At 51.7% G+C, this 23916-nt stretch carries 26 protein-coding genes; 7 read left to right on the forward strand and 19 right to left on the reverse strand.

What is annotated here, in order from left to right; translation table 11 throughout:
* Positions 1 to 12: 12 nt before the first annotated feature.
* From citG to citC, 6 genes are read right to left on the reverse strand one after another with little or no spacing between them, the layout of a single operon-like run.
* Positions 13 to 918, reverse strand: a complete 906-nt coding sequence (gene citG / locus OGY67_RS18220; protein WP_003831272.1) for a triphosphoribosyl-dephospho-CoA synthase CitG — start codon at positions 916 to 918, stop codon at positions 13 to 15.
* On the reverse strand, positions 887 to 1441 hold the full coding sequence (gene citX, locus OGY67_RS18225) for a citrate lyase holo-[acyl-carrier protein] synthase (RefSeq protein WP_003831273.1): 555 nt from the start codon (positions 1439 to 1441) through the stop codon (positions 887 to 889). The genes citG and citX overlap by 32 nt, the downstream gene beginning before the upstream one ends.
* Before the next feature lie 3 nt (positions 1442 to 1444).
* A complete protein-coding gene (gene citF, locus OGY67_RS18230; RefSeq protein ID WP_060682585.1) occupies positions 1445 to 2977 on the reverse strand; it encodes a citrate lyase subunit alpha in 1533 nt (510 codons plus the stop codon).
* Positions 2978 to 2986: 9 nt separating this feature from the next.
* Positions 2987 to 3895: an aldolase/citrate lyase family protein gene (locus OGY67_RS18235; protein ID WP_003831275.1), complete on the reverse strand. Its 909-nt coding sequence runs from the start codon at positions 3893 to 3895 to the stop codon at positions 2987 to 2989.
* Positions 3892 to 4188, reverse strand: coding sequence for a citrate lyase acyl carrier protein (gene citD / locus OGY67_RS18240; RefSeq protein WP_003831276.1), 297 nt, complete (start codon positions 4186 to 4188; stop codon positions 3892 to 3894). The genes OGY67_RS18235 and citD overlap by 4 nt, the downstream gene beginning before the upstream one ends.
* Complete coding sequence (gene citC / locus OGY67_RS18245) at positions 4185 to 5261, reverse strand: [citrate (pro-3S)-lyase] ligase (protein ID WP_286574347.1); 1077 nt, start codon at positions 5259 to 5261, stop codon at positions 4185 to 4187. The genes citD and citC overlap by 4 nt, the downstream gene beginning before the upstream one ends.
* A 391-nt stretch (positions 5262 to 5652) precedes the next feature.
* On the opposite strand from citC, the gene dpiB reads away from it, so the two are divergent.
* On the forward strand, positions 5653 to 7314 hold the full coding sequence (dpiB, locus tag OGY67_RS18250; protein ID WP_008784080.1) for a sensor histidine kinase DpiB: 1662 nt from the start codon (positions 5653 to 5655) through the stop codon (positions 7312 to 7314).
* Positions 7283 to 7963 (forward strand): two-component response regulator DpiA, encoded by a 681-nt coding sequence (dpiA, locus tag OGY67_RS18255; RefSeq protein ID WP_003831279.1) that lies wholly within the window; start codon positions 7283 to 7285, stop codon positions 7961 to 7963. The genes dpiB and dpiA overlap by 32 nt, the downstream gene beginning before the upstream one ends.
* Before the next feature lie 116 nt (positions 7964 to 8079).
* Here dpiA and dcuC read toward each other — a convergent pair whose 3' ends face one another.
* On the reverse strand, positions 8080 to 9465 hold the full coding sequence (gene dcuC / locus OGY67_RS18260) for an anaerobic C4-dicarboxylate transporter DcuC (RefSeq protein ID WP_003022136.1): 1386 nt from the start codon (positions 9463 to 9465) through the stop codon (positions 8080 to 8082).
* A 462-nt stretch (positions 9466 to 9927) separates the two neighbouring features.
* Here dcuC and pagP point away from each other — a divergent pair, with 462 nt between their 5' ends.
* Together pagP and cspE are read left to right on the forward strand one after the other, a co-directional pair.
* Positions 9928 to 10491 carry a lipid IV(A) palmitoyltransferase PagP gene (gene pagP, locus OGY67_RS18265; protein WP_003831280.1) on the forward strand — a complete coding sequence of 188 codons (564 nt, stop codon included), beginning with the start codon at positions 9928 to 9930 and terminating at the stop codon, positions 10489 to 10491.
* A 189-nt stretch (positions 10492 to 10680) separates the two neighbouring features.
* Positions 10681 to 10890, forward strand: coding sequence for a transcription antiterminator/RNA stability regulator CspE (gene cspE, locus OGY67_RS18270; protein WP_000034825.1), 210 nt, complete (start codon positions 10681 to 10683; stop codon positions 10888 to 10890).
* A 52-nt stretch (positions 10891 to 10942) separates the two neighbouring features.
* Here the strand turns inward: cspE and crcB are convergent, their stop codons facing one another.
* The gene (gene crcB / locus OGY67_RS18275; RefSeq protein WP_003831281.1) at positions 10943 to 11326 is read right to left on the reverse strand and encodes a fluoride efflux transporter CrcB; all 384 of its coding nucleotides are present in this window, start codon (positions 11324 to 11326) and stop codon (positions 10943 to 10945) included.
* 90 nt (positions 11327 to 11416) lie between these two features.
* Here crcB and OGY67_RS18280 point away from each other — a divergent pair, with 90 nt between their 5' ends.
* Positions 11417 to 12205: a deaminated glutathione amidase gene (locus tag OGY67_RS18280; RefSeq protein ID WP_198801712.1), complete on the forward strand. Its 789-nt coding sequence runs from the start codon at positions 11417 to 11419 to the stop codon at positions 12203 to 12205.
* Between the two features lie 128 nt (positions 12206 to 12333).
* On the forward strand, positions 12334 to 12537 hold the full coding sequence (gene tatE, locus OGY67_RS18285) for a twin-arginine translocase subunit TatE (protein ID WP_003022699.1): 204 nt from the start codon (positions 12334 to 12336) through the stop codon (positions 12535 to 12537).
* Positions 12538 to 12635: 98 nt separating this feature from the next.
* Here the strand turns inward: tatE and lipA are convergent, their stop codons facing one another.
* From lipA to OGY67_RS18335, 10 genes are all read right to left on the reverse strand, one after another.
* The gene (lipA, locus tag OGY67_RS18290; RefSeq protein WP_003022702.1) at positions 12636 to 13601 is read right to left on the reverse strand and encodes a lipoyl synthase; all 966 of its coding nucleotides are present in this window, start codon (positions 13599 to 13601) and stop codon (positions 12636 to 12638) included.
* 206 nt (positions 13602 to 13807) lie between these two features.
* Positions 13808 to 14449, reverse strand: coding sequence for a lipoyl(octanoyl) transferase LipB (gene lipB / locus OGY67_RS18295; protein WP_032942682.1), 642 nt, complete (start codon positions 14447 to 14449; stop codon positions 13808 to 13810).
* Between the two features lie 113 nt (positions 14450 to 14562).
* Positions 14563 to 14826 carry a DUF493 family protein YbeD gene (gene ybeD / locus OGY67_RS18300; protein WP_003022706.1) on the reverse strand — a complete coding sequence of 88 codons (264 nt, stop codon included), beginning with the start codon at positions 14824 to 14826 and terminating at the stop codon, positions 14563 to 14565.
* Positions 14827 to 14932: 106 nt separating this feature from the next.
* On the reverse strand, positions 14933 to 16144 hold the full coding sequence (gene dacA / locus OGY67_RS18305; RefSeq protein ID WP_003022711.1) for a D-alanyl-D-alanine carboxypeptidase DacA: 1212 nt from the start codon (positions 16142 to 16144) through the stop codon (positions 14933 to 14935).
* A 142-nt stretch (positions 16145 to 16286) separates the two neighbouring features.
* On the reverse strand, positions 16287 to 17396 hold the full coding sequence (gene rlpA / locus OGY67_RS18310) for an endolytic peptidoglycan transglycosylase RlpA (RefSeq protein ID WP_286574348.1): 1110 nt from the start codon (positions 17394 to 17396) through the stop codon (positions 16287 to 16289).
* Between the two features lie 10 nt (positions 17397 to 17406).
* The gene (gene mrdB, locus OGY67_RS18315) at positions 17407 to 18519 is read right to left on the reverse strand and encodes a peptidoglycan glycosyltransferase MrdB (protein WP_003022718.1); all 1113 of its coding nucleotides are present in this window, start codon (positions 18517 to 18519) and stop codon (positions 17407 to 17409) included.
* Between the two features lie 2 nt (positions 18520 to 18521).
* Complete coding sequence (gene mrdA / locus OGY67_RS18320) at positions 18522 to 20423, reverse strand: peptidoglycan DD-transpeptidase MrdA (RefSeq protein ID WP_003831292.1); 1902 nt, start codon at positions 20421 to 20423, stop codon at positions 18522 to 18524.
* A gap of 30 nt (positions 20424 to 20453) precedes the next feature.
* Positions 20454 to 20921, reverse strand: a complete 468-nt coding sequence (gene rlmH / locus OGY67_RS18325) for a 23S rRNA (pseudouridine(1915)-N(3))-methyltransferase RlmH (RefSeq protein ID WP_003022725.1) — start codon at positions 20919 to 20921, stop codon at positions 20454 to 20456.
* A 3-nt stretch (positions 20922 to 20924) separates the two neighbouring features.
* The gene (gene rsfS, locus OGY67_RS18330; protein ID WP_003022728.1) at positions 20925 to 21242 is read right to left on the reverse strand and encodes a ribosome silencing factor; all 318 of its coding nucleotides are present in this window, start codon (positions 21240 to 21242) and stop codon (positions 20925 to 20927) included.
* 254 nt (positions 21243 to 21496) lie between these two features.
* Complete coding sequence (locus OGY67_RS18335) at positions 21497 to 22108, reverse strand: adenosylcobalamin/alpha-ribazole phosphatase (RefSeq protein WP_008784086.1); 612 nt, start codon at positions 22106 to 22108, stop codon at positions 21497 to 21499.
* A 96-nt stretch (positions 22109 to 22204) separates the two neighbouring features.
* Here OGY67_RS18335 and cobD point away from each other — a divergent pair, with 96 nt between their 5' ends.
* Positions 22205 to 23299 (forward strand): threonine-phosphate decarboxylase CobD, encoded by a 1095-nt coding sequence (cobD, locus tag OGY67_RS18340; protein WP_234692209.1) that lies wholly within the window; start codon positions 22205 to 22207, stop codon positions 23297 to 23299.
* Here the strand turns inward: cobD and nadD are convergent.
* Complete coding sequence (gene nadD, locus OGY67_RS18345; RefSeq protein ID WP_234692210.1) at positions 23274 to 23915, reverse strand: nicotinate-nucleotide adenylyltransferase; 642 nt, start codon at positions 23913 to 23915, stop codon at positions 23274 to 23276. The two genes, cobD and nadD, sit on opposite strands and share 26 nt — an antisense overlap.
* Position 23916 lies beyond the last annotated feature (1 nt).

The following is a 23916-nucleotide window of genomic DNA, read 5'->3' on the forward strand; positions in this document are numbered from 1 at the left end:
CGGAAAGGATCTTTAATTGTGATAATGATGAACTTGTGAAATCTGAGCTAAGAACCAGGTGACGATCAGCAGATCGGCGCAGCCTCCGGGACTGAGGTTGCGTTCAATGCACTGTTGGTCGAACTGGTGTAGATATTCGAGATCGGCAGGGGTACGAATCCCCCCTTGCTGCATCAGGGCGGTGGCCTGCTGCTGTAGCCAACGCAGACCTTCTGCGCCGCCACGTGAAGCCACGTTGGTGTCGCCGTTGATAGACATCAGCAGCAATAATGTGTCGAGTAACGCCAGTTCAGGGTCGCGGCCCTGAGTCAGCAGTGCGCGGTAGTGTGGCAGGGCATGCTGGATGACTAGCGGATATCCCGCTTCGGCTTCGCCCCGTGCGCCGGTTAATCCCAATTGCTGATAAAGACGTTGGCCAGCCGTGAGTTGTTGATTGTTCTGGCGCAGTTCGCGCTCGGTCAGGCCACGGCAAAATGTTGCTGCCGTAGAGCAAATGGTTTCAGCGGTAACAGTGAGTTGGAGCTGGTGCAGGCGGCCAATGGCGGCGCACAGCAGTCCCAGTGAAAAGATACTCCCTTTATGGGTGTTCACCCCGGCGGTGGCGCGGAACATATCGGCTTCGCAGGCCATGCCCAGCGGGCGCAGTCCTTTCAATACATCCTCAGGCGACAGCTGTGCGCTAAACGCCCCATATTCAATAAAACGTGGTAGCCATGACTGAATCGCTTCAGCGCTGCGATGAAAATCTTCCAACGCCATATCTTTATGCGCGCCGTTGTTAATACGATCTACCAGACCGGGTTTGGGCGACAGGTTGACTTCAGTCAACATGGCGCGCCACGCAAGCGTTGCGTAAGCATCAGGCAGATCCAGAGGAAGGACTGCGTTATTGGTTGATGTTGCGGGAATCGGCATCATGCAGCAGTGCCTCCATCTGAGTGAGTAAGTCGGAAAGTGCGTGGGTTTTACCCCGCGCACAGTCGGCAGCACTTTGCTCGCACAGCAGACAGCGGCGGGCAGGGAGTGCGAAATGACGCCGGGACAGAATTTCCCCTTCAGGGGTCAGGACATCGATATCCCATAGCCGTCCCAGCGGGTGTGAATGCTCAAGTTCAATTGTGGCGAGCTTGAGGTCGTGGGCCGGAGCCTCAATAGACAAAAGACCTTCTGGACCGCTGGCAGAAACCAGCGCTGTTTGCTCCCTGACAATCCAGGTGGATTGTTTCGCCAACGCGAGCAAGGCGGTTACGCCGTGATTAAAGATACGACGGGTTAATTCGCTGTCTTTAATCGGTCCCGGTGCGACGACGGTAAACGAGACCAGCGGCGCAGAGTGGCGTGTCAGCCACTCCTGTTGCCTTGCCTGTCTCTCATCGCGGCTGGCTAGCAGCTCGGGAATGGAAACCGCGTGTTGGGTGGCGTATTCAGGGAGCAGGTGCATGGTTTATTCCTTCACCTGATGCACAACGTCAATCACTGAACCATCGCGGTAACGCACAACGGCAATCACGCGGTCAGTGAATTCGATAGCGCATGGCTGACCGGTGAGCTGCTGTGCACGTTCGCGCAGCCATTCAATGGACACCACTTTCATACCGGCTTCTTTCAGACGTTCTGCCAGTTCCGGACGTGCAGGGTTGACGGCGATACCGTGGTCAGTGACCAGAATGTCAACGCTGGAGCCTGGGGTTACGCAGGTCAGCACGTTATCAACCAGGGTCGGGATGCGTCCGCGAACCAGCGGCGCGACGATGATAGACAGCGCAGCGGCAACCGCGGTATCGCAGTGACCACCGGATGCGCCGCGCAGTACGCCGTCAGAACCGGTCAGTACGTTGACGTTGAAGCTGGTATCAACTTCCAGCGCGCTGAGCACCACGACGTCCAGACGATCGACGGATGCGCCTTTTGAGCCCCAGTTGGCATACTGGTTGGCACTGATCTCAATGTGGTTTGGATTGCGGGCCAGCGATTCTGCGGCGTTACGGTCAAAACTCTGAACGTCCAGCAGTTTGCGAATCAGGCCTTTTTCGTGCAGGTCAACGATGGTAGCGGTAATGCCGCCCAGCGCGAAGTCGGCACGGATATCGCGGCTGCGCATTTTGTCTTCCAGGAAACGCGTAACGGCCAGAGAAGCGCCGCCGGTTCCTGTCTGCAGTGAGAAGCCTTCGTTGAAGTAGCCGGAATTAGCAATGACCTCAGCCGCGCTACGGGCGATTAACAGTTCACGCGGGTTGGTGGTCATGCGGGTCGCATCGGCACCAATTTTGTCCGCATCGCCGACCTGATCGATCTGCACGATCAGATCTACCTGATCCTGCGTAATGCTGGCCGGGTTATGCGGATAGGTCAGCAGCTGTTCAGTCAGCAGGACAACCTGTTTCGCGTTTTCGGCGTCTACACGGGCATAGCCCAGTGAGCCGCAGCACGCTTTGCCGGTATAACCGTTGGCGTTGCCAAACTGGTCGCAGGACGGCACGCCGAGGAACGCCACATCAATGCTGAGCTCGCCACTTTGCACCAGATGCACACGGCCACCGTGGGAGTGAATTTGTACCGGTTCGGCTAGCAGGCCACGTGAGATTTCTTCCGCCAGCGGGCCACGCAGACCGGAGGTATAAATGCGGCTAACCACGCCCTGACGGATGTGCTCAACCAGTGGAGCATGGCAGTCGCTCAGAGAGCTGGAGGCCAGCGTCAGATTTTTAAAGCCCATATTGGCGATGGCGTCCATCACCAGGTTAATCGTCAGATCGCCACCGCGAAAAGCGTGATGGAAAGAGATGGTCATACCATCCTGTAAACCAGAACGACGAATGGCGTCTTCCAGGTTAGTGCACAGCTTTTTGTCGCGCGGTTTTTGCGCCTGCAATTCTACTTTTGCGGTGCTCTGATAAGCGGAAAGCTCACTTTCTGCATGACGGCTCCAGGTCGCCACGCGATCCTGGCGTTGAGACTGTTCGATTTTCTGCGTCATTTTTTTGCCTTATTCTTCGCGAATGCCGGAAAGTTCTGCACGGGAGATAACCAGAAGGGCGCGCTCGATAACCGGGCTGTCGACCATTTTGCCGTTCAGGGAAACTACGCCACGACCTTCGCGAGCAGCGGCTTCAGCGGCTTCCACAACCAAACGGGCGTGAGCCAGCTCTTTGCGCGTTGGGGCGTACAGGTTGTGCAGGAGTTCGATCTGGCGCGGGTTGATGAGCGATTTGCCGTCAAAACCCAGTTGCTTGATGTGTGCGGCTTCGTGCAGGAAACCCGCTTCGTTGTTGGCATCGGAATACACGGTGTCGAACGCCTGAATACCGGCAGAACGTGCAGCCTGTAAAATAGAGCAGCGGGCAAACAGCAGTTCAGTACCTTCCGGTGAGCGCTCAGTGCGCAGGTTACGTACATAGTCTTCCGCACCCAGGGCAATACCGATCAGACGTTCGGAAGCATGGGCAATTTCTACCGCGCGGGTAATGCCTAACGGCGATTCGATGGCGGCTAACAGACCGGTGCTGCCTGGCTCACGGCCACAGGCGTTTTCGATACGCAGAATTTCGCTTTCGATGTCGATGACATCCTGCGCGGTATCGGTCTTCGGTAAACGTACGATGTCAGCACCGCCACGTACCACGGCTTCAAGGTCGTTGATACCCCATTCGGAGTCGAGGGCGTTTACACGCACGATGGTTTCAACGTCGTGATACAGCGGATGCTGCAGCGCGTGGTACACCATGCGGCGAGCGGTATCTTTTTCACGCAACGCGACGGAGTCTTCCAGGTCGAACATCAGTGCATCTGCCGGGTAGATGAACGAGTTGCTGACCATGGCGGCATTGGCGCCCGGTACGAACAACATGCTGCGGCGAGTACGAGTTTTACGTTGTTGCAAAGATTCGGAAATCACTGGCAATCCTCCCATGGCAGTGCCGGAATACCGCCAGCGCGGGCCAGTAGTGCTTCCAGTCGCGCACGTAAAATGCAGTCCAGTGCGCCTTTATCATCAACATTCAATTGCACGCCGCGTACGTTGTAGCGGGACAGAACGTCCAGAATGGTGGCCCGGATGGCATCACCGAACTGCTTTTCGACGCTACTGTTAACCTGCAAGTCAATATCCTGCGAATCGAGTGGGGCGATGCGAATCATCACATCACCAGACTCGAGTGTGCCTGCGACGGCTGCCTGGTTTATTTTCATTTTTCACCTGTTGCTAATGCGGGGGTATTTTGGCGGACTGCCGCACCCGATGAGGCTCGCTCAACCATGCTTTGCAGATACTGCAGCGTGGCGTCAGGGACCAGGGATGCGATAGCCGTGAGATCTTTTTTAACCAGCAGCTTGCGCACCCAGGAGGCGGAAATCGGCATCTCCTGGAAGCACAGCCGCTCAATTTCCACCAGTTCAATCGGCGGGGCGGGAAGCGTTGGGGTCTCCAGCCAGTAACGCATGTCGTTGTTATACTGGGAGGTGACGGTGCAATACGGCTCAGTACCGACGAAGCGGTGCGTGACGCCGAGAGCCGGAGCCAGATACTGGCGGAAGATTTTCAGGTCTATTTCGGTGTAGCAGTGGTTAATAACGCTCTGCTCTTTGATGAAGTAACACGGGAATGTGGCGCGGGAAATGATGTACTCCGAACCGCGATGCACGGTTAAACGTGGAATGTCTTTTGTTCCTTTAAGCACCAGATCCAGGCGGTCTTCATACGGAAAACGTGAGGTATCTTCTTTCACCAAAAACAGATGCAGCCAGTCACATTGCGCGGCCGCCTGTTGGATCAGAAAACGGTGTCCGTTGGTGAAGGGGTTGGCGTTCATGACGATACAGCCAATTTTTTTCCCATCATGATGCTGTTTTGCCAGTGACTCGGCGTAGCGTTTCAGACGTGTGGTGCTGTTTTCCATCAATACCATAATGCCGGGAACGCTGGTGAGCGTAGAAAAACCGCACTGTTTAAACAGCGATTCGTACTCGGTTTTGGTATAGATGAAGAGGTGCGTACAATGACGTTCATAGGCAAGGTTGATTAACTCGGTCGCCAGCGTCAGCGCTAAACCCTCGCCGCGGACAGATTCACAGATTGCGACACACTTAATAATATTCCCAGCGATACCACCGCAGGCAATCAGACGGTCGTCACGGGTGACGGTGATAAATACTTCGACGGTCGTATCTACGCTCAAATCATTCTCTTTCAGAAATTGCGCGATAGCCGCCATCTTTTTATTTTCTGAGCGTTTAACTTGCGTGAATATATTATTACCGAACATAGTGAATAGAGCCCCGATGCTATATTTGTTACTGGGTTTCTGTTTTTGTTGCTCTGTTTAGCAACCTGATAACGTTTTGTTTGCAATTGAAGGGAATGGTTTTTTATTACGGAGTATTTCTTTTTTTCCCTGCTGCATACATCGTAAGGGGTATTTTGGAGGTAATTTTTGATTTATTTCACAATAAGTTAGAAGGTTTTAATGTGTTTTATGGTTTTAAGTTTTTTAATTAATTTAACCCTAAAATAAGGTGTGGTTTTAATTTGTTTAATTGATTAAAGGTGGGGAATCTGCAACGATCTTGTTTTATACCATAACGTGTAAATAGAACATTTTAATTACAACTACAATGAGAAATTAGTTTTAGTTAACGTCGGTGAGGAAAAATGTGATGGCAGAACAGAAAAATAAAACACGGTTTCCTTTTTTCCGCAGTCTGGCGTTTCCTTTACGTATCTTTCTGCTCATTCTGGTCGTTTCTGTTTTTATCATTGCCGCCCTGGCACAATACTTCACCGCCAGCTTTGAAGATTATCTGGCAACGCATGTCCGCGATATGGCAATGAATCAGGCCAAAATCATCGCCTCTAACGACAGTATCATCACGGCGGTTAAGCATCGTGATTACAAGCGGTTGGCGACGATTGCCGACAAACTGCAGAGCGGAACTGACTTCGACTATGTGGTTATCGGGGATACCAACTCCATTCGTCTATATCATCCGAACCCGGAAAAGATTGGCTATCCGATGCAGTTCACCAAACCCGGTGCGCTGGAAAAAGGCGAGAGCTACTTTATTACCGGTAAAGGGTCCATCGGGATGGCAATGCGCGCTAAAACGCCCATCTTTGATGACGATGGCAAAATCATTGGCGTAGTCTCAATTGGTTATCTGATCAGCAAAATCGATAGCTGGCGATCGGACTTCTTACTTCCGATGGCCGGCGTGTTTATCCTCCTGTTGCTGGTACTTATGCTGCTCTCCTGGTTTTTCGCTGCCCATATTCGTCGGCAGATGTTGGGGATGGAACCGAAACAAATTGCGCGTGTGGTACGTCAGCAGGAAGCGTTGTTCAGCTCGGTGTATGAAGGATTGATTGCCGTGGATCCTGATGGATATATCACCGCAATAAACCGCAGTGCGAGGAAAATGCTGGGGCTGTCTTCACCTGGGAGAAAGTGGCTTGGAAAACCGGTGAGTGAGGTGGTTCAGCCAGCGGACTTTTTCACCCAACAGATTGCGGAAAAACGACAGGACGCGATGGTCAACTTTAATGGACTGAGCGTTATCGCCAACCGTGAGGCGATTCGCTCCGGTGACGAACTGCTTGGGGCAATCATCAGTTTTCGTAGTAAAGATGAAATTGCTACTCTTAATGCGCAGTTAACGCAAATCAAACAGTATGTAGAGAGCCTGAGGACGCTGCGTCATGAGCATCTGAACTGGATGTCGACTATCAATGGTCTGCTGCAAATGAAAGAGTATGACAAGGTTCTGGCCATGGTGCAGGGAGAATCCCAGGCACAACAGCAACTGATTGACAGCCTGCGCGGCGCGTTTGCCGATCGTCAGGTAGCCGGTCTGTTGTTTGGCAAGGTGCAGCGCGCGCGGGAACTGGGTCTCACCATGACTATTGTTCCGGGCAGCCAACTGCATCAACTCCCCGAGGGGCTGGATAGCACAGAGTTTGCAGCAATTGTTGGCAATCTGCTTGATAATGCATTTGAAGCGAGCTTGCGCACCCAGCAAGGCAACAAGGTCGTCGAACTCTATTTGAGCGATGAAGGGGATGACGTGATCATCGAAGTTGCCGATCAGGGATGCGGTGTGCCGGAAGCATTGCGTGAAAAAATATTTGAACAGGGTGTGAGCACCCGTACCGATGAACCAGGTGAACATGGCATCGGTTTGTATCTTATTGCTAGTTATGTGAGGCGCTGTGACGGGGTGATTACGCTCGAAGATAACTCCCCCTGCGGCACCTTATTTTCTTTATTTCTTCCGAAAGTGAAAAAAAACAATGACGGAACCATTAACGCTATTGATCGTTGAGGATGAAACGCTACTGGCGGAAATGCATGCTGAATATATCCGCCATATACCCGGCTTCAGCCAGATTTGGCTGGCGGGTAATCTTGCGCAGGCGAGGATGATGATTGAGCGTTTTAAGCCCGGTTTGATTCTGCTCGATAACTACTTGCCGGACGGCAAGGGAATTACCTTATTGCATGAGCTAACCCAGGCGCGTTATCCGGGCGGTGTGGTGTTTACCACGGCGGCCAGCGACATGGAAACAGTCTCCGAAGCTGTGCGCAGCGGCGCGTTTGATTACCTGGTCAAACCCATTGCCTACGAGCGACTGGGACAGACCCTGACGCGTTATCAACAGCGTCGACGCATGTTGGCGGGTAATGATAGCGCCAGTCAAAAGCAGATAGATGAGATGTTTAATGCCTACGCGCGGGGCGAGCCGAAAGGGGATTTACCGACCGGGATTGATGCCTTAACGCTGAATGCAGTGCTGAAATTATTTGCCGATCCGACGGTACACCATACAGCAGAAACGATCGCCCAGGCGCTCACTATCAGCCGAACGACTTCCAGACGTTACCTGGAGTACTGTGCCAGCCGACATTTGATTATTGCGGAGATTATTCACGGTAAGGTGGGTAGGCCGCAGCGTATCTATCACGGCGGCTAAATGCTGATTTCTGACGTAGGCCGGATAAGATGCTTTAGCATCGACATCCGGCAACGTTGCAGTCGAAATGCCGGATGCGGCGTGAATGCCTTATCCGGCCTATATTTCTCTGAGTATCAGCCGCCAACGACGGCTGAAGAAGAACCTGGTACCATCACTTCAGTTGCGATAATCACAACCAACAACCCAACCAGAACCGGAACCGAGGTACGTTTCACCACTTCGAACGGAGAAATCTTCGCCATACCAGCAACAGCAACCACCACGCCGGAGACCGGGGAGATTGTGCGTCCAAGGTTTGACGCTTGCAGCATCGGGATAACAAGGTAAGCTGGGTTAATGCCGGAGGAATGCGCCAGCTTAGGGATCATCTCAACGAAGGCATAGAACGGGGCGTTACCGGAACCCGTAGTCATTGCCGCCAGCATAGTCAGGATCACCAGCACCATCATCAGAATAATGCTCGCCGAACCAAACGAGGTGGCGATAGAAATCAGACTCTGAATAAACCCGATTGTGCTCAGGCCCTGGGCAAAAACACCCGCAGCGACTAATAACATCACCACGTTAGCAAAGGCATCCGCCATGCCACGGTAAGCGACTTCCAGACCAGAGAAAACCTTTTGGGTATTGAACCCACGTACGAACTCCAGAATAGCCGCGATGAGCATGCACAGAACCAGAATCGTAATGATATGCAGCTGTGGACCCCATTTACCATCAAAAATCAGGACGCCAACAATCGGGGTAAACGGCAGAATGGCGTAAAATGACGGAGCAGTCGTGGTGATTTCAGCCACATCTAACATTTCATGAGAAATGTTCTCTTTTTTATCCAGAAAACGCTGCCAGAAAAAGTGGGCAATCGCCATAGCAATGATGGCGGCAATGGAAATTGGCAGCGTGGTTTTAAAGGCGAAATCGATCAGCGGCATTTCCGCAGCTTTTGCCGCCAGCACCACATCACCGGATGTTGGTGAAAGAATAATTGCAGCAGGGGAGGCACAAATGGCCGCTGCGGCACCACGGCTGATCCCAACGTTAACCATGACCGGGAACAGTGTTGCCATCAGCAATACGCCCAGACCGGTTGCTGACGAAACCGCCAGTGACATCAGGCAGGCGACAAAATAGGCGGCAATCATTAGCAGATAAGGTGAGTTGATGTATTGCAGAGGCTTGGAGGCCAGCTTAACGACCATATCGTTCGCGCCAATGTGGGTCATATAAGCGGCAAAACCACACAGCATCATGATCATCATGCCGAGATCGCCACCACGGCTCATCAGCAAAATTTTAATATATTCAACAATGTCTGTTGCCGTATAGCCCGTTGATGCCGCGCTGGACGGCAAAACTTTATGCCCCATCAGCGCACTGATAATCAGCAAAACCAGACCACCAACAAACAGTACGCCTGTCGCGGAATAACCTTTAATGATGTAGCGCGCTACACCCACAATAACCACAACCCCAATAAGGAGTTCAATAAATGTCAACATCGTTTCCCCTGTCGCATTGCTGCCCAGAAAGTAAAAAAACTAAAAAAAGTAAAAAGTGGTGACAGAATGTGCCTAATAAACCGATAACTCTTGCTGATTAAAATCAATAAAAATACGGATTCAAGCGATGGTTAAGCCGTTTTTTCAGCATCGTGGTTAAAAAAAGAATCTCACAATAAGAAACTGTGAAGCGCAGCGCTGATGTGTGTGTTTTGTGGCAATGATGAATATTAATTGTTAATTTATTGTGATGATATTTAACTTTTTTCGCAGGAAAGAACAATTTATTGGCAATAAAGAGAAAATAGTTCCTATTAGATGGCTCAATAAACTCATGGATAATTATCTTAAAAATTATAGGCTGAGGATTATTCTGATTTTTTAGCTGCGCATTTTTGTTAAGCTAACATTAAGGTTGGGTTTGCTACAATTAATAATAAATCCCAGGATGGTAATTAAGTTGTGATTGTCGCTAAACGATATTTTCTCATTTTTTCATTTCTTTTTATTCAGTTAGCTTTCATTCCCCAGGGCGCTGCTGAAGATAAAGGCTGGTTCGCTACTTTTAAAGACAACGTCAGTGAAACCTGGCAGCAGCCAGAACATTATGATCTGTACGTGCCGGCTATTACCTGGCATGCTCGTTTTGCTTATGATAAAGAAAAAACGGATCGCTACAATGAACGCCCATGGGGGGCGGGCTTTGGTCAATCCCGTTGGGATGATAAAGGTAACTGGCACGGGCTTTATATAATGGCCTTTAAGGATTCCTACAATAAATGGGAACCTATTGGTGGTTATGGCTGGGAAAAAACCTGGCGACCGCTGGCAGATGAAAATTTCCATACTGGACTTGGCTTTACCGCCGGTTTTACCGCGCGCGATAACTGGAACTACATTCCGGTTCCCGTGCTGTTACCGCTGGCATCGATAGGGTATGGTCCGGCAACGTTCCAGATGACCTACATTCCGGGAACGTACAACAACGGTAACGTCTACTTTGCATGGATGCGTTTCCAGTTTTGATGGACTACCTGTATTGTCAGGTGGATTATTAAAAAGTCTTTTAAAAACAATGCGATATTAACTTTAACTGAAAAATAACGCGACATTTATCACTTTTTGATAAAGTTCGACTGGACAAAGTCCACCACAATTGTTGTACTGATACCCGACACAGCATTTGTGTCTATTTTTCATGTAAAGGTAATTTTGATGTCTAAGATTAAAGGTAACGTTAAGTGGTTTAATGAGTCCAAAGGATTCGGTTTCATTACTCCGGAAGATGGCAGCAAAGACGTGTTCGTACACTTCTCTGCAATCCAGACCAATGGTTTTAAAACTCTGGCTGAAGGTCAGCGTGTAGAGTTCGAAATCACTAACGGTGCCAAAGGCCCTTCTGCTGCAAACGTAATCGCTCTGTAAGCATACGACAGCAAGCATTCAAAACCCGCTTAATTGCGGGTTTTTTTTCGCTTCAGTGCGCGGGAGAGGCCGAAACCAGCCAGAATGCCAGGGCGGTCATCGCAAATGATCCCAACAGATTAACCAGTACATTCACCATAGCCCAACCAAAGCGTCCTTCCTGTAGCAAAAACACCACCTCAGCTGAGAAAGTGGAAAACGTTGTTAGTCCCCCGCAAAAGCCAGTGGTAATCAGCACCTTCCACATTGGATCAATGTTAGTCATGCGATTAAACCACGCCAGACCCATACCAATGATAAATGCGCCAAGTAAGTTTGCAGCCAGCGTACCGAATGGGATGGCCTGATGTAGCGGGTTAAACCTCATGCTCAACATCCATCTTGCTACACTACCTGTACCACCACCGATAAAAACCGCTAAAAGGAGTTGTAACACTGCATAATCCTGCTATTTGATTGTATATAGGATGAGTGTAACGCTGAATAATCGTGGTTGGCGAGCCTAACAACGTTTTCTGGAGGGAATATGTTCGTTGCAGCAGGGCAATTTGCCGTGGGACCTTCATGGGAAAAAAATGCAGAAACCTGCGTCTTTTTGATGTCACAGGCTGCAGGAGAGGGGGCGTCGCTGTTGGTATTACCGGAGGCGCTTCTGGCCCGTGACGATCTGGACCCAGACCTGTCAGTGAAATCAGCTCAACTGCTGGAGGGCGGATTTTTGACGCGCTTGCTGCGAGAAAGCGCGCAAAACGAGATGACGACAATTCTGACGATTCATGTTCCTTCTGTGCCAGGCCGGGCGTTTAACATGCTGGTGGCGCTACGGGCAGGTCAGGTCGTGGCCCATTACGCTAAATTACATCTCTATGATGCCTTTTCGATTCAGGAGTCACGAAATGTGGATGCAGGGGACGCCATAGCGCCGCTGCTGGACGTAGACGGGTTAAAAGTAGGGTTAATGACCTGTTATGATCTGCGCTTTCCTGAGTTGGCGCTGGCGCACGCATTGCAGGGAGCGGAAATTCTTGTCTTACCCGCAGCCTGGGTTCGGGGAGCGCTTAAAGAGCATCACTGGGCTACGCTTTTGGCGGCAAGAGCGTTAGATGCGACGTGTTACCTGATTGCGGCGGGAGAGTGCGGTAACAAGAATATCGGCCAAAGCAGGGTCATCGACCCCTTTGGTGTGACCATTGCTGCTGCGGCAGAAACGCCCGCGCTAATTATGGCCGAGGTTTCCGCCGAGCGGGTGAGGCAGGTTAGGGCACAACTCCCGGTGTTAAGTAACCGACGCTTTGCGCCACCGCAATTATTATGACGTTTTTTTAAACAAGGCTTGATTCACCTTGTTACAGATTGCTATTGTGTGCGCGCGTCGAAAGGCCGTTAATATTCTCAGGTTAATATGGCGCTTTATGCAGCCTGGTTTAAGTCAAGAAGGTATCTATGGGTGAGATTAGTATTACCAAACTGCTGGTGGTTGCCGCACTGGTTGTTCTGCTGTTTGGTACCAAGAAGTTACGTACACTGGGTGGAGACCTGGGAACGGCAATCAAAGGCTTCAAGAAAGCAATGAACGACGATAATGCCGATGCTAAGAAAGATGCTGATGGTAGCGTTCAGGCTGAGAAGCTTTCTCATAAAGAGTAATGTCAGGAGCATGATGCTCATACTGCATACTCTGCATGAAAAAAAACCGGCAATTAGCCGGTTTTTTTATTGCTGATATGTAAGTGAGTATTACACGATTACTTCACTTCCAGCCCTTTGGCCTGCATGTCAGCATGGTATGAAGAGCGAACGAATGGACCGCAGGCTGCATGGGTAAAGCCCATTGCCATAGCTTCGGCTTTCATCTCATCGAACTCATCCGGGCTCACATAGCGTTGAACCGGCAGGTGATGGCGGCTTGGCTGTAAATACTGTCCCAGTGTCAGCATGGTGACACCATGGCTGCGCAGGTCACGCATGACCTCAATGATTTCCGCATTGGTTTCGCCCAGACCGACCATCAGACCTGATTTGGTCGGAATCTCCGGGTGCGCTTCCTTGAAACGTTCCAGAAGCTTCAGTGACCAGTTGTAGTCAGCACCTGGACGAACATTGCGATAAATACGTGGTACGTTTTCGAGGTTGTGGTTAAACACATCCGGCGGGGTGGCCGTGAGGATATCCAGCGCACGATCCATACGACCACGGAAGTCAGGCACCAGCGTTTCGATTTTAATCGACGGGCTTTTCTCACGAATAGCGGTGATGCAGTCAGCAAAGTGCTGAGCGCCGCCGTCACGCAGATCGTCGCGGTCAACGGAGGTAATGACGACATAGCGCAGCGCCATGTCAGCAATCGTCTGAGCAAGTTTTAACGGCTCGTTAGCATCAGGAGCAACCGGACGGCCATGGGCAACGTCACAGAATGGGCAACGGCGGGTACAGATTGCGCCGAGGATCATAAAGGTTGCAGTTCCGTGATTGAAACATTCAGCCAGGTTAGGGCAGGAAGCTTCTTCGCAGACAGAGTGCAGGCCATTTTTGCGCATTGCCGCTTTGATGCCCTGGATGCGAGTGGAGTCCGCTGGCAGTTTTATTTTCATCCATTCCGGTTTACGCAGCAGGGCTTCACGCTCTGTTGCCACATTTTTTACCGGGATAAGAGCCATCTTATCGGCATCGCGGTATTTAACACCGCGTTCCATCACAATGGGTTTACTCATAGCTTGCGTGTTCCAGTTGCGAATTACGAAGGAAAGCGTTTCAATTCAAGGGAATGTTGCATTTATCAACTATTTTTGAATTAGTGATACGCAGTATATCATTGAAACGGGCCAGAAAGCAGCCTGACAGGCTGGCAAAATGTAAAATAGTTGTTGTTTTGTGCCATTTGCCACAACATATGCCGTGGCAAAGTATGCGCGTATTTTCAGTCCGCAATGTACTCGTGCGGTGGGTTACCCAACAGCGCCAGAATGTTGGCCAGCAGCCGGGGGCGAACGCTCTCGGTCGTGGCTGTGCTATCCCACTGCGATACCTTCGCCATTTCCATTCCGGCGTAACCACAAGGATTGATACGCAGGAAAGGCGACAAGTCCATATCCACGTTGAGCGCTAAGCCGTGAAATGAACAACCTTTACGAATACGTAACCCCAAAGAGCAGATTTTCTTCTCTCCAACGTATACGCCAGGCGCATCGGCTCGCGGGTGAGCGTCAATACCGATTTCCGCAAGGGTATTCACCACGGTTTGCTCCAGCAGCGTAACCAGTTCGCGAACGCCAAGTTTACGACGCTTCAGGTTCAACAGCACATACATGACCTGCTGGCCCGGCCCGTGATAAGTCACCTGACCGCCACGATCGCTCTGGATCACCGGAATATCTCCCGGCATCAGTACGTGCTCTGCTTTACCTGCCTGACCCTGGGTAAAAACAGGATAATGCTCTACCAGCCAGATTTCGTCATAACTGTTTTCATCGCGGGTATCGGTGAATTCGTGCATGGCCAGAGAAACTGGCTCGTAAGGTTGAAGACCGAGCTGGCGGACAAGAATTTTATCCTGATACAAAACGGCATCTCCGTAGATACTCACATAGAGTAGAGAATATAAAAGAGGGGAAAAGTATATCACAGGAGGGAGGGGTTACCCGAGCGGGGATGCAGCGGGTAACCAACAGGTTTTTACAGCACCATGCGAACGATATCGATATTGCCTAATTCTTCGTACAGCGTTTCAACCTGCTCAATGTGTGTAGCAGTAATAGTGATTGAGACCGAGTGGTAGTTGCCTTTGCTGCTCGGTTTTACCGTCGGAGAGTAATCACCTGGCGCATGGCGCTGTACCACTTCAACCACCTGATCAACCAGCTCAGGCAACGCCTGCCCCATTACTTTGTAAGTAAATGGAGTAGGGAATTCAAGCAGTTCGTTAAGTTTGGTTTTCATGTCAGCTCCGGCGTTACATCAATAAATAATAACTCCCACAGCGCGTGGGAGTTATCTGGATACCTAGTATATGGGGACGTAAATCACACTTTCAAGTGTTCGATTTTTAGCCAAACCAGTGATGGAACATTAATTTAATGTAATCAATGATTTTCCCAAAGAAGTTGCCTTCAGGGATTTCCTGCAGGACTACCAGCGGGCGCTGCTCAATGGTTTTGCCATCCAGCTGGAAGTTGATGGTGCCGACAACCTGGTTTTTCTGCAGCGGTGCGTGCAGTTCTGTGGTGTTCAGCACATAGCTTGCTTTCAGATCTTTCATGCGGCCGCGCGGAATAGTCAGGTAGACATCTTTATCTACGCCTAACGATGCACGATCGGTATTACCAAACCAGGCGGGCTCTGAAGCAAACTCTTTACCGACTTTCAGTGGGTTCACGGTTTCAAAGAAACGGAAGCCCCAGGTCAGCAGTTTTTTACTTTCGGTTTCACGACCTTTATAGGTGCGGCCACCCATGACGGCGGAGATCAGACGCATCTGGCCTTCGGTTGCGGATGCAACGAGGTTATAGCCAGCCTTGTCGGTATGACCGGTTTTGATACCGTCGACATTCAGGCTGTTATCCCACAGCAGGCCGTTACGGTTTAACTGACGGATGCCGTTAAACGTGAACTCTTTTTCTTTATAGATAGAGTATTCGTTAGGCACGTCGCGAATCAGCGCCTGACCAATCATCGCCATGTCGCGAGCCGAGCTGTATTGACCGTCAGCATCGAGACCATGAACGGTCTGGAAGTGGGTGTTTTTCAGGCCCAGCGCGTTCACATAGCTGTTCATCAGTCCGACGAAAGCATCCTGGCTACCGGCTGCGAAGTCCGCCATTGCCACGCACGCGTCATTCCCGGATTGCAGGTTGATACCACGGATAAGCTGAGAAACAGGAACCTGCATTCCTGGCTTCAGGAACATCAACGATGAACCTTTAAAGACCGGGTTACCTGTAGCCCATGCGTCATTACCGACGGTGACCAGATCGGTTTCTTTGAATTTCCCGGCTTTCATCGCCTGGCCGATGACGTAGCTGGTCATCATTTTGGTCAGACTGGCGGGGTCGCGGCGAGTGTCAGCGTTCTGTTCTGCCAGAACTTTGCCTGAATTGTAATCAATCAGGATATATGACTCCGCATCGATCTGCGGAACACCCGGGATCATGGTTTTAATATTCAGGTCATCGGCATGGGCAGCAGAGAGAGAAGCTGCGCAGAGAGCCGCGGTGAGCGCCATACGCTGCACGAAACGAGCGGAAAAAGTGGTCTTCATGGTCTGAACTACGACGTCCGTGATGAAATTAAAAAAAGTGCCCTACTATAGCAAATGCAAAACGGGCAGGCATCTGACTTTCCGCGTGACTTTGTTAATGTCATTTACAGAAACTGACAGTTCAGATACCTGATTTACGTTATTACACGCCGGTGATGAAGGACTGTAATTGCGCCTCGGCTCGAAGACGCTGCTGCAATGTGGAGGCTTCAGCTTTGCTGGCGAACGGCCCCATCTGGATACGCCAGACTGCGCCGTTTTGTACCACCCGACCTGGGACGCCAAATTGCTGGCTTAAACGTTTTTGATACTGCTGCGCACGCGACTGCTCGCGGACTGCGCCAACCTGAACCACGTAGCGTCCGTTGGCTACTGCCGCTGGCGCAGGTGCAGCGACGGCGGCTGGTGTTGCTGCTGGTGCGGTTGGCGTTACCGGTGCGGTGGTGGTCGGTTGCGGAGCCGGAGTCGGCTCGCTACCTTCCAGCACGCCTGCTGCGAGCGTGGTCGGCGCACCGAGGAATCCACTGCTGTTCACTGGCGCACCGGTTGTATCATCGCTTTTCAACGTGGAATTGCTGATCGGACGAATATCGCCTTGCGGCTGACCCACATCCGATGGCGCAGGCATGCTGCCCATACTGCCACCGCCGCTTAAATCAGGACGCGCGGGCAGGGCATAGGTTTGTTTCGCTACCGTGGTACAAGCCATTCCCGGCCCGGACAATGAACCATCCTGGGCGACGATGATCGGGTCGATACGCACTTTGGTATTGTTGGAGGTATTCAGACGGTCGGCTGCTGCACGTGAAAGTGAAATCACGCGATCGTTGCCATAAGGGCCGCGATCGTTAATGCGCACGACAATCATCCTGCCATTTGCCAGGTTAGTTATTCTGGCATAGCTTGGGACTGGCAGCGTCGGATGCGCTGCGGTTAACTGCATCGGGTCGAACGCTTCACCAGACGCGGTTAAGTTGCTTCCGGGTTCCGCATCATAGATAGCGGCAAGCCCTGCCTGGCTAAAGCGGGAAGGGTCCTGGACGATTTTGTAGCTCTTACCATCACGCTGATAGTCCTGATTCGCCGTTGGGTTCAGGGGTTCAAAGCGCGGATCGGCCCCGCTGATTTCAACAATCGGACCATTACACACCGCAGGCTGCGGCGCGACAGCACCCTGTTGCTGACCATCATCACTCGAACACGCCGCGAGCATTCCTGCTGCGATGCAGATACCAAGCCACTGCTTACGCATTGCGTACCCCTTACACGCTTTTCGACAACATTTTTCTATGGGTATGGATCGACATAACAATCCCGAACCCAGCCATCAGCACAATGAGTGCCGAGCCTCCGTAACTGACCAGTGGGAGAGGAACGCCAACCACGGGCAGAATACCGCTCACCATACCAATATTTACGAAGACATAAACGAATAATATCAACATTAAACCACCCGCCATGACGCGACCAAAGGTGGTTTGCGCGTGGGCAGCGATCCATAACCCGCGCATAATCAGCAAAATGTACAGCGCCAGCAGAATTAAGATCCCTACCAGACCCAGTTCTTCCGCTAATACCGCGAAGATAAAATCTGTATGACGTTCGGGTAAAAACTCAAGCTGTGACTGCGTACCGTGTAGCCAGCCCTTACCACGTAGACCGCCGGAGCCAATAGCAATTTTAGACTGAATGATGTGATAACCCGCACCCAGCGGATCGGTTTCCGGATCGAGTAACATCATGACGCGCTGACGTTGATAATCATGCATCAGGAAGAACCACAGTATTGGGATAAACGCCGCAACCAGGACCACCGCAACACCGATTAAACGCCAGCTCAAACCAGAAAGGAACAGAACAAACAGGCCGGAAAGGGCGACCAGAATTGAAGTCCCGAGGTCTGGCTGGGCGGCCACCAGCAGGGTGGGCATAAATATCAGCACCAACGCAATGGCGGTATTTTTTAGCGATGGCGGGCAAACATCACGGTTGATGAAGCGCGCGACCATCAGCGGCACGGCAATCTTGGCGATTTCGGAAGGCTGAAAACGCACAATCCCCAAATCCAGCCAGCGCTGCGCGCCTTTGGAGATAGCGCCGAAGGCATCTACTGCCACCAACAAAATGATGCAAAAGATGTAGAGATAGGGAGCCCAGCCTTCATAAACTCGGGGCGGGATTTGCGCCATCACCACCATGATGACCAGGCCCATCGCGATCTGACCGACCTTGCGCTCCATCATGCCAATATCCTGGCCGCTGGCGCTCCAGATGACCAGCGAGCTGTAAACCAGCAGCGCCAGCAAAATAAGCAACATCGTGGGATCGATGTGGATTTTGTCCCAGAATGTTTTTTTGTTCGGATTATCCGTCACGATTATTGGTCCTCCGCTGCTGCAACCGCGGGGTTTTCTGCAGGCAGATTGGTGTTATTGTCGCCCAACATAATGTGGTCAAGGATCTGGCGCATAATGGTACCCACAGCCGGGCCCGCGCCACCGTTTTCAAGGATTATGGCGACAGCAACCTGGGGCTTATCATAGGGTGCGAAGGCCGTCATCAGCTTGTGGTCACGTAAGCGCTCGGCGATCTTATGTGCGTTATAGGTTTCATTGGCTTTCAGGCCAAAGACCTGTGCAGTACCGGATTTCGCCGCAATTTTGTAAGGTGCGCCAGCGAAATATTTGTGTGCAGTACCGTTAGGACGGTTGGCTACACCGTACATGCCGTCTTTTGCGATTTCCCAATAACCGGAATGAATGTCACCAACGGGTGGTTCGTGTGGCTGAATCCACGGCACTTGCTTGCCGTTTTCTGCTGTGCTCATCAGCAGATGCGGGACTTTTACCAAACCGTCGTTGATAAGGATCATCAGCGCTTTACTCATCTGGATAGGGGTTGCCGTCCAGTAACCCTGACCGATGCCGACCGGAATGGTATCACCCTGGTACCATGGCTTTTTAAACCGTTTTTGCTTCCACTCGCGGGTTGGCATGTTTCCGGCGCGCTCTTCGGCAAGATCGATACCCGTATATTGACCGTAGCCAAACTTGCTCATCCATTCTGAAAGGCGGTCTATCCCCATATCATAGGCGATTTGATAGAAAAACGTATCCGCTGACTCTTCCAGAGAACGGGTGATGTTCAGATGGCCGTGCCCCCATTTTTTCCAGTCGCGGTAACGTTTTTCAGAGCCCGGTAATTGCCACCAACCCGGATCGAACAGACCAGTATTGCGGGTGATGACGCCTGCACTTAATGCAGAAACCGCGACGTAAGGTTTAACCGTCGAAGCAGGGGGGTAGACACCCTGAGTCGCGCGGTTAACCAATGGGGTATTCGGGTCATTGAGCAACCCGGAGTAATCTTTACTCGAGATACCATCGACAAACAGGTTCGGGTCGTAGCTCGGCATGGACACCAGTGCGAGAACGCCACCGGTACGCGGGTCGGTGACTACCACCGCGGCACGACTGCCCGCCAGCAGCGTTTCGATGTACTGCTGGAGTTTCAGGTCAAGGGTGAGATAGATATCGTGCCCGGCCTGCGGCGCCACTTCTTTCAGTTGGCGAATGACGCGGCCACGGTTGTTCACTTCAACTTCTTCATAACCAGTCTGGCCGTGAAGTACGTCTTCATAGTAGCGTTCAATACCCAATTTACCGATGTCGTGCGTCGCCGCGTAGTTGGCCAGCTTGCCGTCTTTGTCCAGGCGGTCCACGTCTTTATCGTTGATCTTCGATACGTAGCCAATGACGTGGGTCAGCGCAGAGCCGTAGGGGTAATAGCGGCGTTTATAGCCTTTAACTTCGACGCCGGGAAAGCGATATTGATTAACGGCGAACCGTGCCACCTGCACTTCACTGAGGTTAGTTTTTACCGGAATGGAGGTGAAGCGGTGTGAACGGGCGCGCTCTTTTTTAAAGGCGGCAATGTCGTCGTCCGTCAGGTCTACGACGTTACGCAGCGCGTCGAGGGTATCCTGAACGTTGTCGACCTTTTCCGGCATCATTTCTATCTGATAAATGGTGCGGTTAAGGGCGAGTGGAATTCCGTTACGGTCATAAATGATGCCGCGACTGGGGGCGATAGGCACCAGTTTGATGCGGTTTTCGTTCGAGCGAGTCTGATAATCAGTAAAGCGAACGATTTGCAGATTATAAAGGTTGGCGATCAGCACGCCGGTGAGCAGCAAAATCCCCAAAAAAGCGACCAGCGCCCGGCGCACAAACAGCGCGGACTCAGCCGAATAGTCGCGAAAAGAATTCTGTAGTTTCATCCGCTGCTTAATCTACTCAAGAATCAATGATCACTCACGGTGATAAGGATGGTTGGTGGTGATGCTCCACGCCCTGTACAGACTCTCCGCGACCAGAACCCGAACAAGAGGGTGAGGAAGGGTTAACGCAGAGAGTGACCAGCTTTGTTCCGCTGCCGCTTTACAGGCAGGAGAGAGACCTTCCGGCCCGCCAATCAACAGACTGACGTCACGACCGTCCAGTTTCCAGCGTTCCAGTTCAGTCGCCAGCTGCGGCGTGTCCCAGGGTTTACCAGGGATATCAAGGGTGACGATGCGGTTTTTGCCTGCGGCAGCCAGCATCTGCTCACCCTCTTTGTCGAGAATGCGTTTAATATCCGCGTTCTTGCCGCGTTTTCCTGCCGGGATTTCGATCAGCTCAAAGGGCATATCTTTCGGAAACCGACGGAGATACTCCGTAAACCCGGTTTGCACCCAGTCAGGCATCTTCGTACCCACAGCGACAAGTTGCAGCTTCACGCATTAACTCCAGAGTTTTTCCAGTTCATACAGGCGACGGCTTTCTTCCTGCATCACGTGGACAATCACATCACCGAGGTCAACGACGATCCAGTCTGCAACGTTCTCGCCTTCTACGCCGAGCGGCAGCAGACCAGCAGTGCGGGACTCCTGAACAACGTGGTCTGCGATAGACATTACATGACGGCTGGACGTGCCGGTGCAGATAATCATGCAATCAGTGATGCTGGATTTGCCCTGAACGTCTAAGGCGATGATGTCTTGACCTTTCAGGTCATCAATTTTGTCGATTACAAAATCCTGAAGTGCTTTACCCTGCAAGTGTTCCCCCTGGGTGAAAAGAGTTAAAAACGTCTGTTAGTATACCTGAACCAGAGGCGATATCGGGACAAATGTCTCCGAAAGCGCTTTTGAAGTGCGCTATCATCCCACTCCACGCCGCAGAATGCATCGCCATTTTTGTAAAACAATTTCTGCAAAGCTCTGAAGGGCGGGAAAAGTCAGGTTGCGGAGAATAACAGCCTGTCATGGGGTGTCAATGGGAGAGAAGCCCTTCGGCAGAAAAAACAGGGCTTTCACTCCCCGTCGTGCCATACAGCCCGGCTGTTGAGCACTTTCAGAACCGCAAAATCGTCGCAAAAATCAATTGCGCTCCAGCAACCTTGTTCGACGCGAAAATGCCACATTGCTGCAGCCGGCATGGACAGCAGACGGGCGATCAAAACGCTCAGAACACCCTGATGGCTCACAACCAGTAGGTTTTGGCACGTTTTGTAATCAGCGAGCTGAGCAATAAAGCGTTCCACGCGCTGGGAAAACGCCTGAAAACCTTCACCATTGGTTGGCGTCGCATTCTGCCAGTCGTTACACCACACGGCGTAGTTTTCGGCGTCTTCTCGCGCCAGATCGCGATGATGGCGCATTTCCCAGTCACCAAAAAACATCTCATTGAGCTCAGGCATGTTGCGCACAGGAACCTCGCGATCGCCTAAGATCAACTGCGTTGTATGGCGGGCACGTTCCAACTCGCTGCACAGAACGTTGTCGACAGGTACATTGCGTAACAGCGTACCCAGTGTTTGCGCCTGAGCGATACCCCGTTCCGTTAGCGGTGTGGGGGCATGGCCGCTGTATAAACCAGCGACATTGGCTTCAGTTTCTCCATGACGTACTAACCAGAGTCTCATTTTTTCCTCTTGAGGTTATTCGCACAAAACATGATGTTTGCCCTGATTGCGCAGAGATTTTTCACTAAAATACCTTTTTTTGCGTGGAGCGGCACGATGTCTTTATTGAAGAGCGCGCATGGTGGCAATACCCGAGAAGCCGCCGAACTGTTGGGCATCTCGCCTGAACAATTGTTGGATTTTAGCGCGAATATTAATCCGCTGGGTATGCCGACAAGTTTAAAACGCGCGATCGTCGACAACCTGGACTGCGCGGAGCGTTACCCGGATGTTGATTACGCTAAACTGCATGCGGCACTGGCGGAACATCATCAGATTCCTGCCTCATGGATACTTGCCGGAAACGGCGAGACTGAGTCGATTTTCACTTTGGTGCAAGGTCTTAAACCACGCCATGCGATGATCGTGACGCCCGGCTTTGCTGAATATCGTCGGGCGCTGCAATGGGGAGACTGCACGATCCATGAGTTTGCGCTACGCGAAGACGATGGCTGGCAGCTTACCGATGCAATCCTCGATGCGTTATCCTCAGAGCTGGACTGCCTGTTTCTCTGTACGCCCAACAATCCCACTGGCTTGCTGCCCGATAACCGCCTGCTGCGCGAAATAGCCGCGCGTTGTGAGTTGCTTGGGATCAATCTGATCCTTGATGAAGCGTTTATCGATTTTATTGCCGGGGAGCAGGGGTTTATTCCGCTGCTTCTGGATAACCCGCATATTTGGGTGCTGCGCTCTCTCACCAAGTTCTATGCGATACCGGGGCTGCGGTTAGGGTATCTGGTCAACAGTAATGAACAGGCTGTTGCACAGATGCGCCGTCGACAAATGCCGTGGTCAATTAACGCATTTGCTGCACTGGCAGGTGAGATTATTTTACACGACAGCGCATATCAGCAGGCAACATGGAAGTGGCTGGAGCAAGAGGGCGCGAGGTTTGATCGGCAGTTGAAAGAACTGCCCGGCCTGACGGTGTATCCTGGCAGGGCAAATTATCGCTTATTGCGCTGCGATCGGGCGGATTTTGATCTGCAACGCGCAATGCTGGAACAACATGTCTTGATTCGCAGTTGTGCTAATTATCCGGGGCTGGATGCGCGCTATTATCGGGTAGCCGTTCGCAGCCAGGAAGAGAATAACCGCCTGTTGGCGGCTCTACGCAAGGTGCTTAGCGGTACAACCCCTGCTGATTGATATAGCCAAGCACTGCAGCTGGCATGAGGTCGTCGCACGGCTCGCCTTTTTCCAGACGCTCACGGATGAGCGTGGCGGAGATGTTAAACCACGGCGTTTCAGCCAGATAAATTTTCCCGCAAGGCAAGTTGTGCAGGTCATCTGGCGAATGGGTCAGATGATCCTCCAGCCACTGCTGGTGCTTTTCCTGCGCCATTTCGAGCGGATAGCCCGGACGTCGGCAGACAATGAGGTGGGTGTTACCCAGAATCGTGTCGTAGTCATGCCAGGACGGAAAGGTAAGCAGTGAGTCCTGGCCAATAATAAACGCTAATGGCACGTCCGGTCCTTGCTCCTCGCGCCACTCTTTGAGCGTTTGCGCGGTGTAGGAGGCGGTATCGCGTTTCAGTTCGCGTTCATCAAGGGAGAACAACGGCTTATCGGCAATGGCCAGTTCAACCATGCGTTGACGTTGTTCGCCGGACGCTTCGGGTTGCGCACGATGCGGCGGCACGTTATTGGGCATGATAATGACCCGGGAAAGGCCAATCAGATTCGCCAGAATTTCAACCGGTTTAAGATGACCATAATGCACCGGATCAAAGGTGCCACCGAACAGAGCCTGCAATGATTTCATA

This window comes from Citrobacter sp. Cpo015, assembly GCF_030333035.1.
GTDB lineage: Bacteria > Pseudomonadota > Gammaproteobacteria > Enterobacterales > Enterobacteriaceae > Citrobacter > Citrobacter portucalensis.

Excerpts from the sequence above, each read along its gene's own strand:
- citG (WP_003831272.1), bottom strand. The coding sequence starts at position 918 with ATGATGCCGATTCCCGCAACATCAACCAATAACGCAGTCCTTCCTCTG.
- citX (WP_003831273.1), bottom strand. The coding sequence starts at position 1,441 with ATGCACCTGCTCCCTGAATACGCCACCCAACACGCGGTTTCCATTCCC.
- citF (WP_060682585.1), bottom strand. The coding sequence starts at position 2,977 with ATGACGCAGAAAATCGAACAGTCTCAACGCCAGGATCGCGTGGCGACC.
- citD (WP_003831276.1), bottom strand. The coding sequence starts at position 4,188 with ATGAAAATAAACCAGGCAGCCGTCGCAGGCACACTCGAGTCTGGTGAT.
- citC (WP_286574347.1), bottom strand. The coding sequence starts at position 5,261 with ATGTTCGGTAATAATATATTCACGCAAGTTAAACGCTCAGAAAATAAA.
- dpiB (WP_008784080.1), top strand. The coding sequence starts at position 5,653 with ATGGCAGAACAGAAAAATAAAACACGGTTTCCTTTTTTCCGCAGTCTG.
- dpiA (WP_003831279.1), top strand. The coding sequence starts at position 7,283 with ATGACGGAACCATTAACGCTATTGATCGTTGAGGATGAAACGCTACTG.
- dcuC (WP_003022136.1), bottom strand. The coding sequence starts at position 9,465 with ATGTTGACATTTATTGAACTCCTTATTGGGGTTGTGGTTATTGTGGGT.
- cspE (WP_000034825.1), top strand. The coding sequence starts at position 10,681 with ATGTCTAAGATTAAAGGTAACGTTAAGTGGTTTAATGAGTCCAAAGGA.
- OGY67_RS18280 (WP_198801712.1), top strand. The coding sequence starts at position 11,417 with ATGTTCGTTGCAGCAGGGCAATTTGCCGTGGGACCTTCATGGGAAAAA.
- tatE (WP_003022699.1), top strand. The coding sequence starts at position 12,334 with ATGGGTGAGATTAGTATTACCAAACTGCTGGTGGTTGCCGCACTGGTT.
- lipA (WP_003022702.1), bottom strand. The coding sequence starts at position 13,601 with ATGAGTAAACCCATTGTGATGGAACGCGGTGTTAAATACCGCGATGCC.
- ybeD (WP_003022706.1), bottom strand. The coding sequence starts at position 14,826 with ATGAAAACCAAACTTAACGAACTGCTTGAATTCCCTACTCCATTTACT.
- dacA (WP_003022711.1), bottom strand. The coding sequence starts at position 16,144 with ATGAAGACCACTTTTTCCGCTCGTTTCGTGCAGCGTATGGCGCTCACC.
- rlpA (WP_286574348.1), bottom strand. The coding sequence starts at position 17,396 with ATGCGTAAGCAGTGGCTTGGTATCTGCATCGCAGCAGGAATGCTCGCG.
- mrdA (WP_003831292.1), bottom strand. The coding sequence starts at position 20,423 with ATGAAACTACAGAATTCTTTTCGCGACTATTCGGCTGAGTCCGCGCTG.
- OGY67_RS18335 (WP_008784086.1), bottom strand. The coding sequence starts at position 22,108 with ATGAGACTCTGGTTAGTACGTCATGGAGAAACTGAAGCCAATGTCGCT.
- cobD (WP_234692209.1), top strand. The coding sequence starts at position 22,205 with ATGTCTTTATTGAAGAGCGCGCATGGTGGCAATACCCGAGAAGCCGCC.
- nadD (WP_234692210.1), bottom strand. The coding sequence starts at position 23,915 with ATGAAATCATTGCAGGCTCTGTTCGGTGGCACCTTTGATCCGGTGCAT.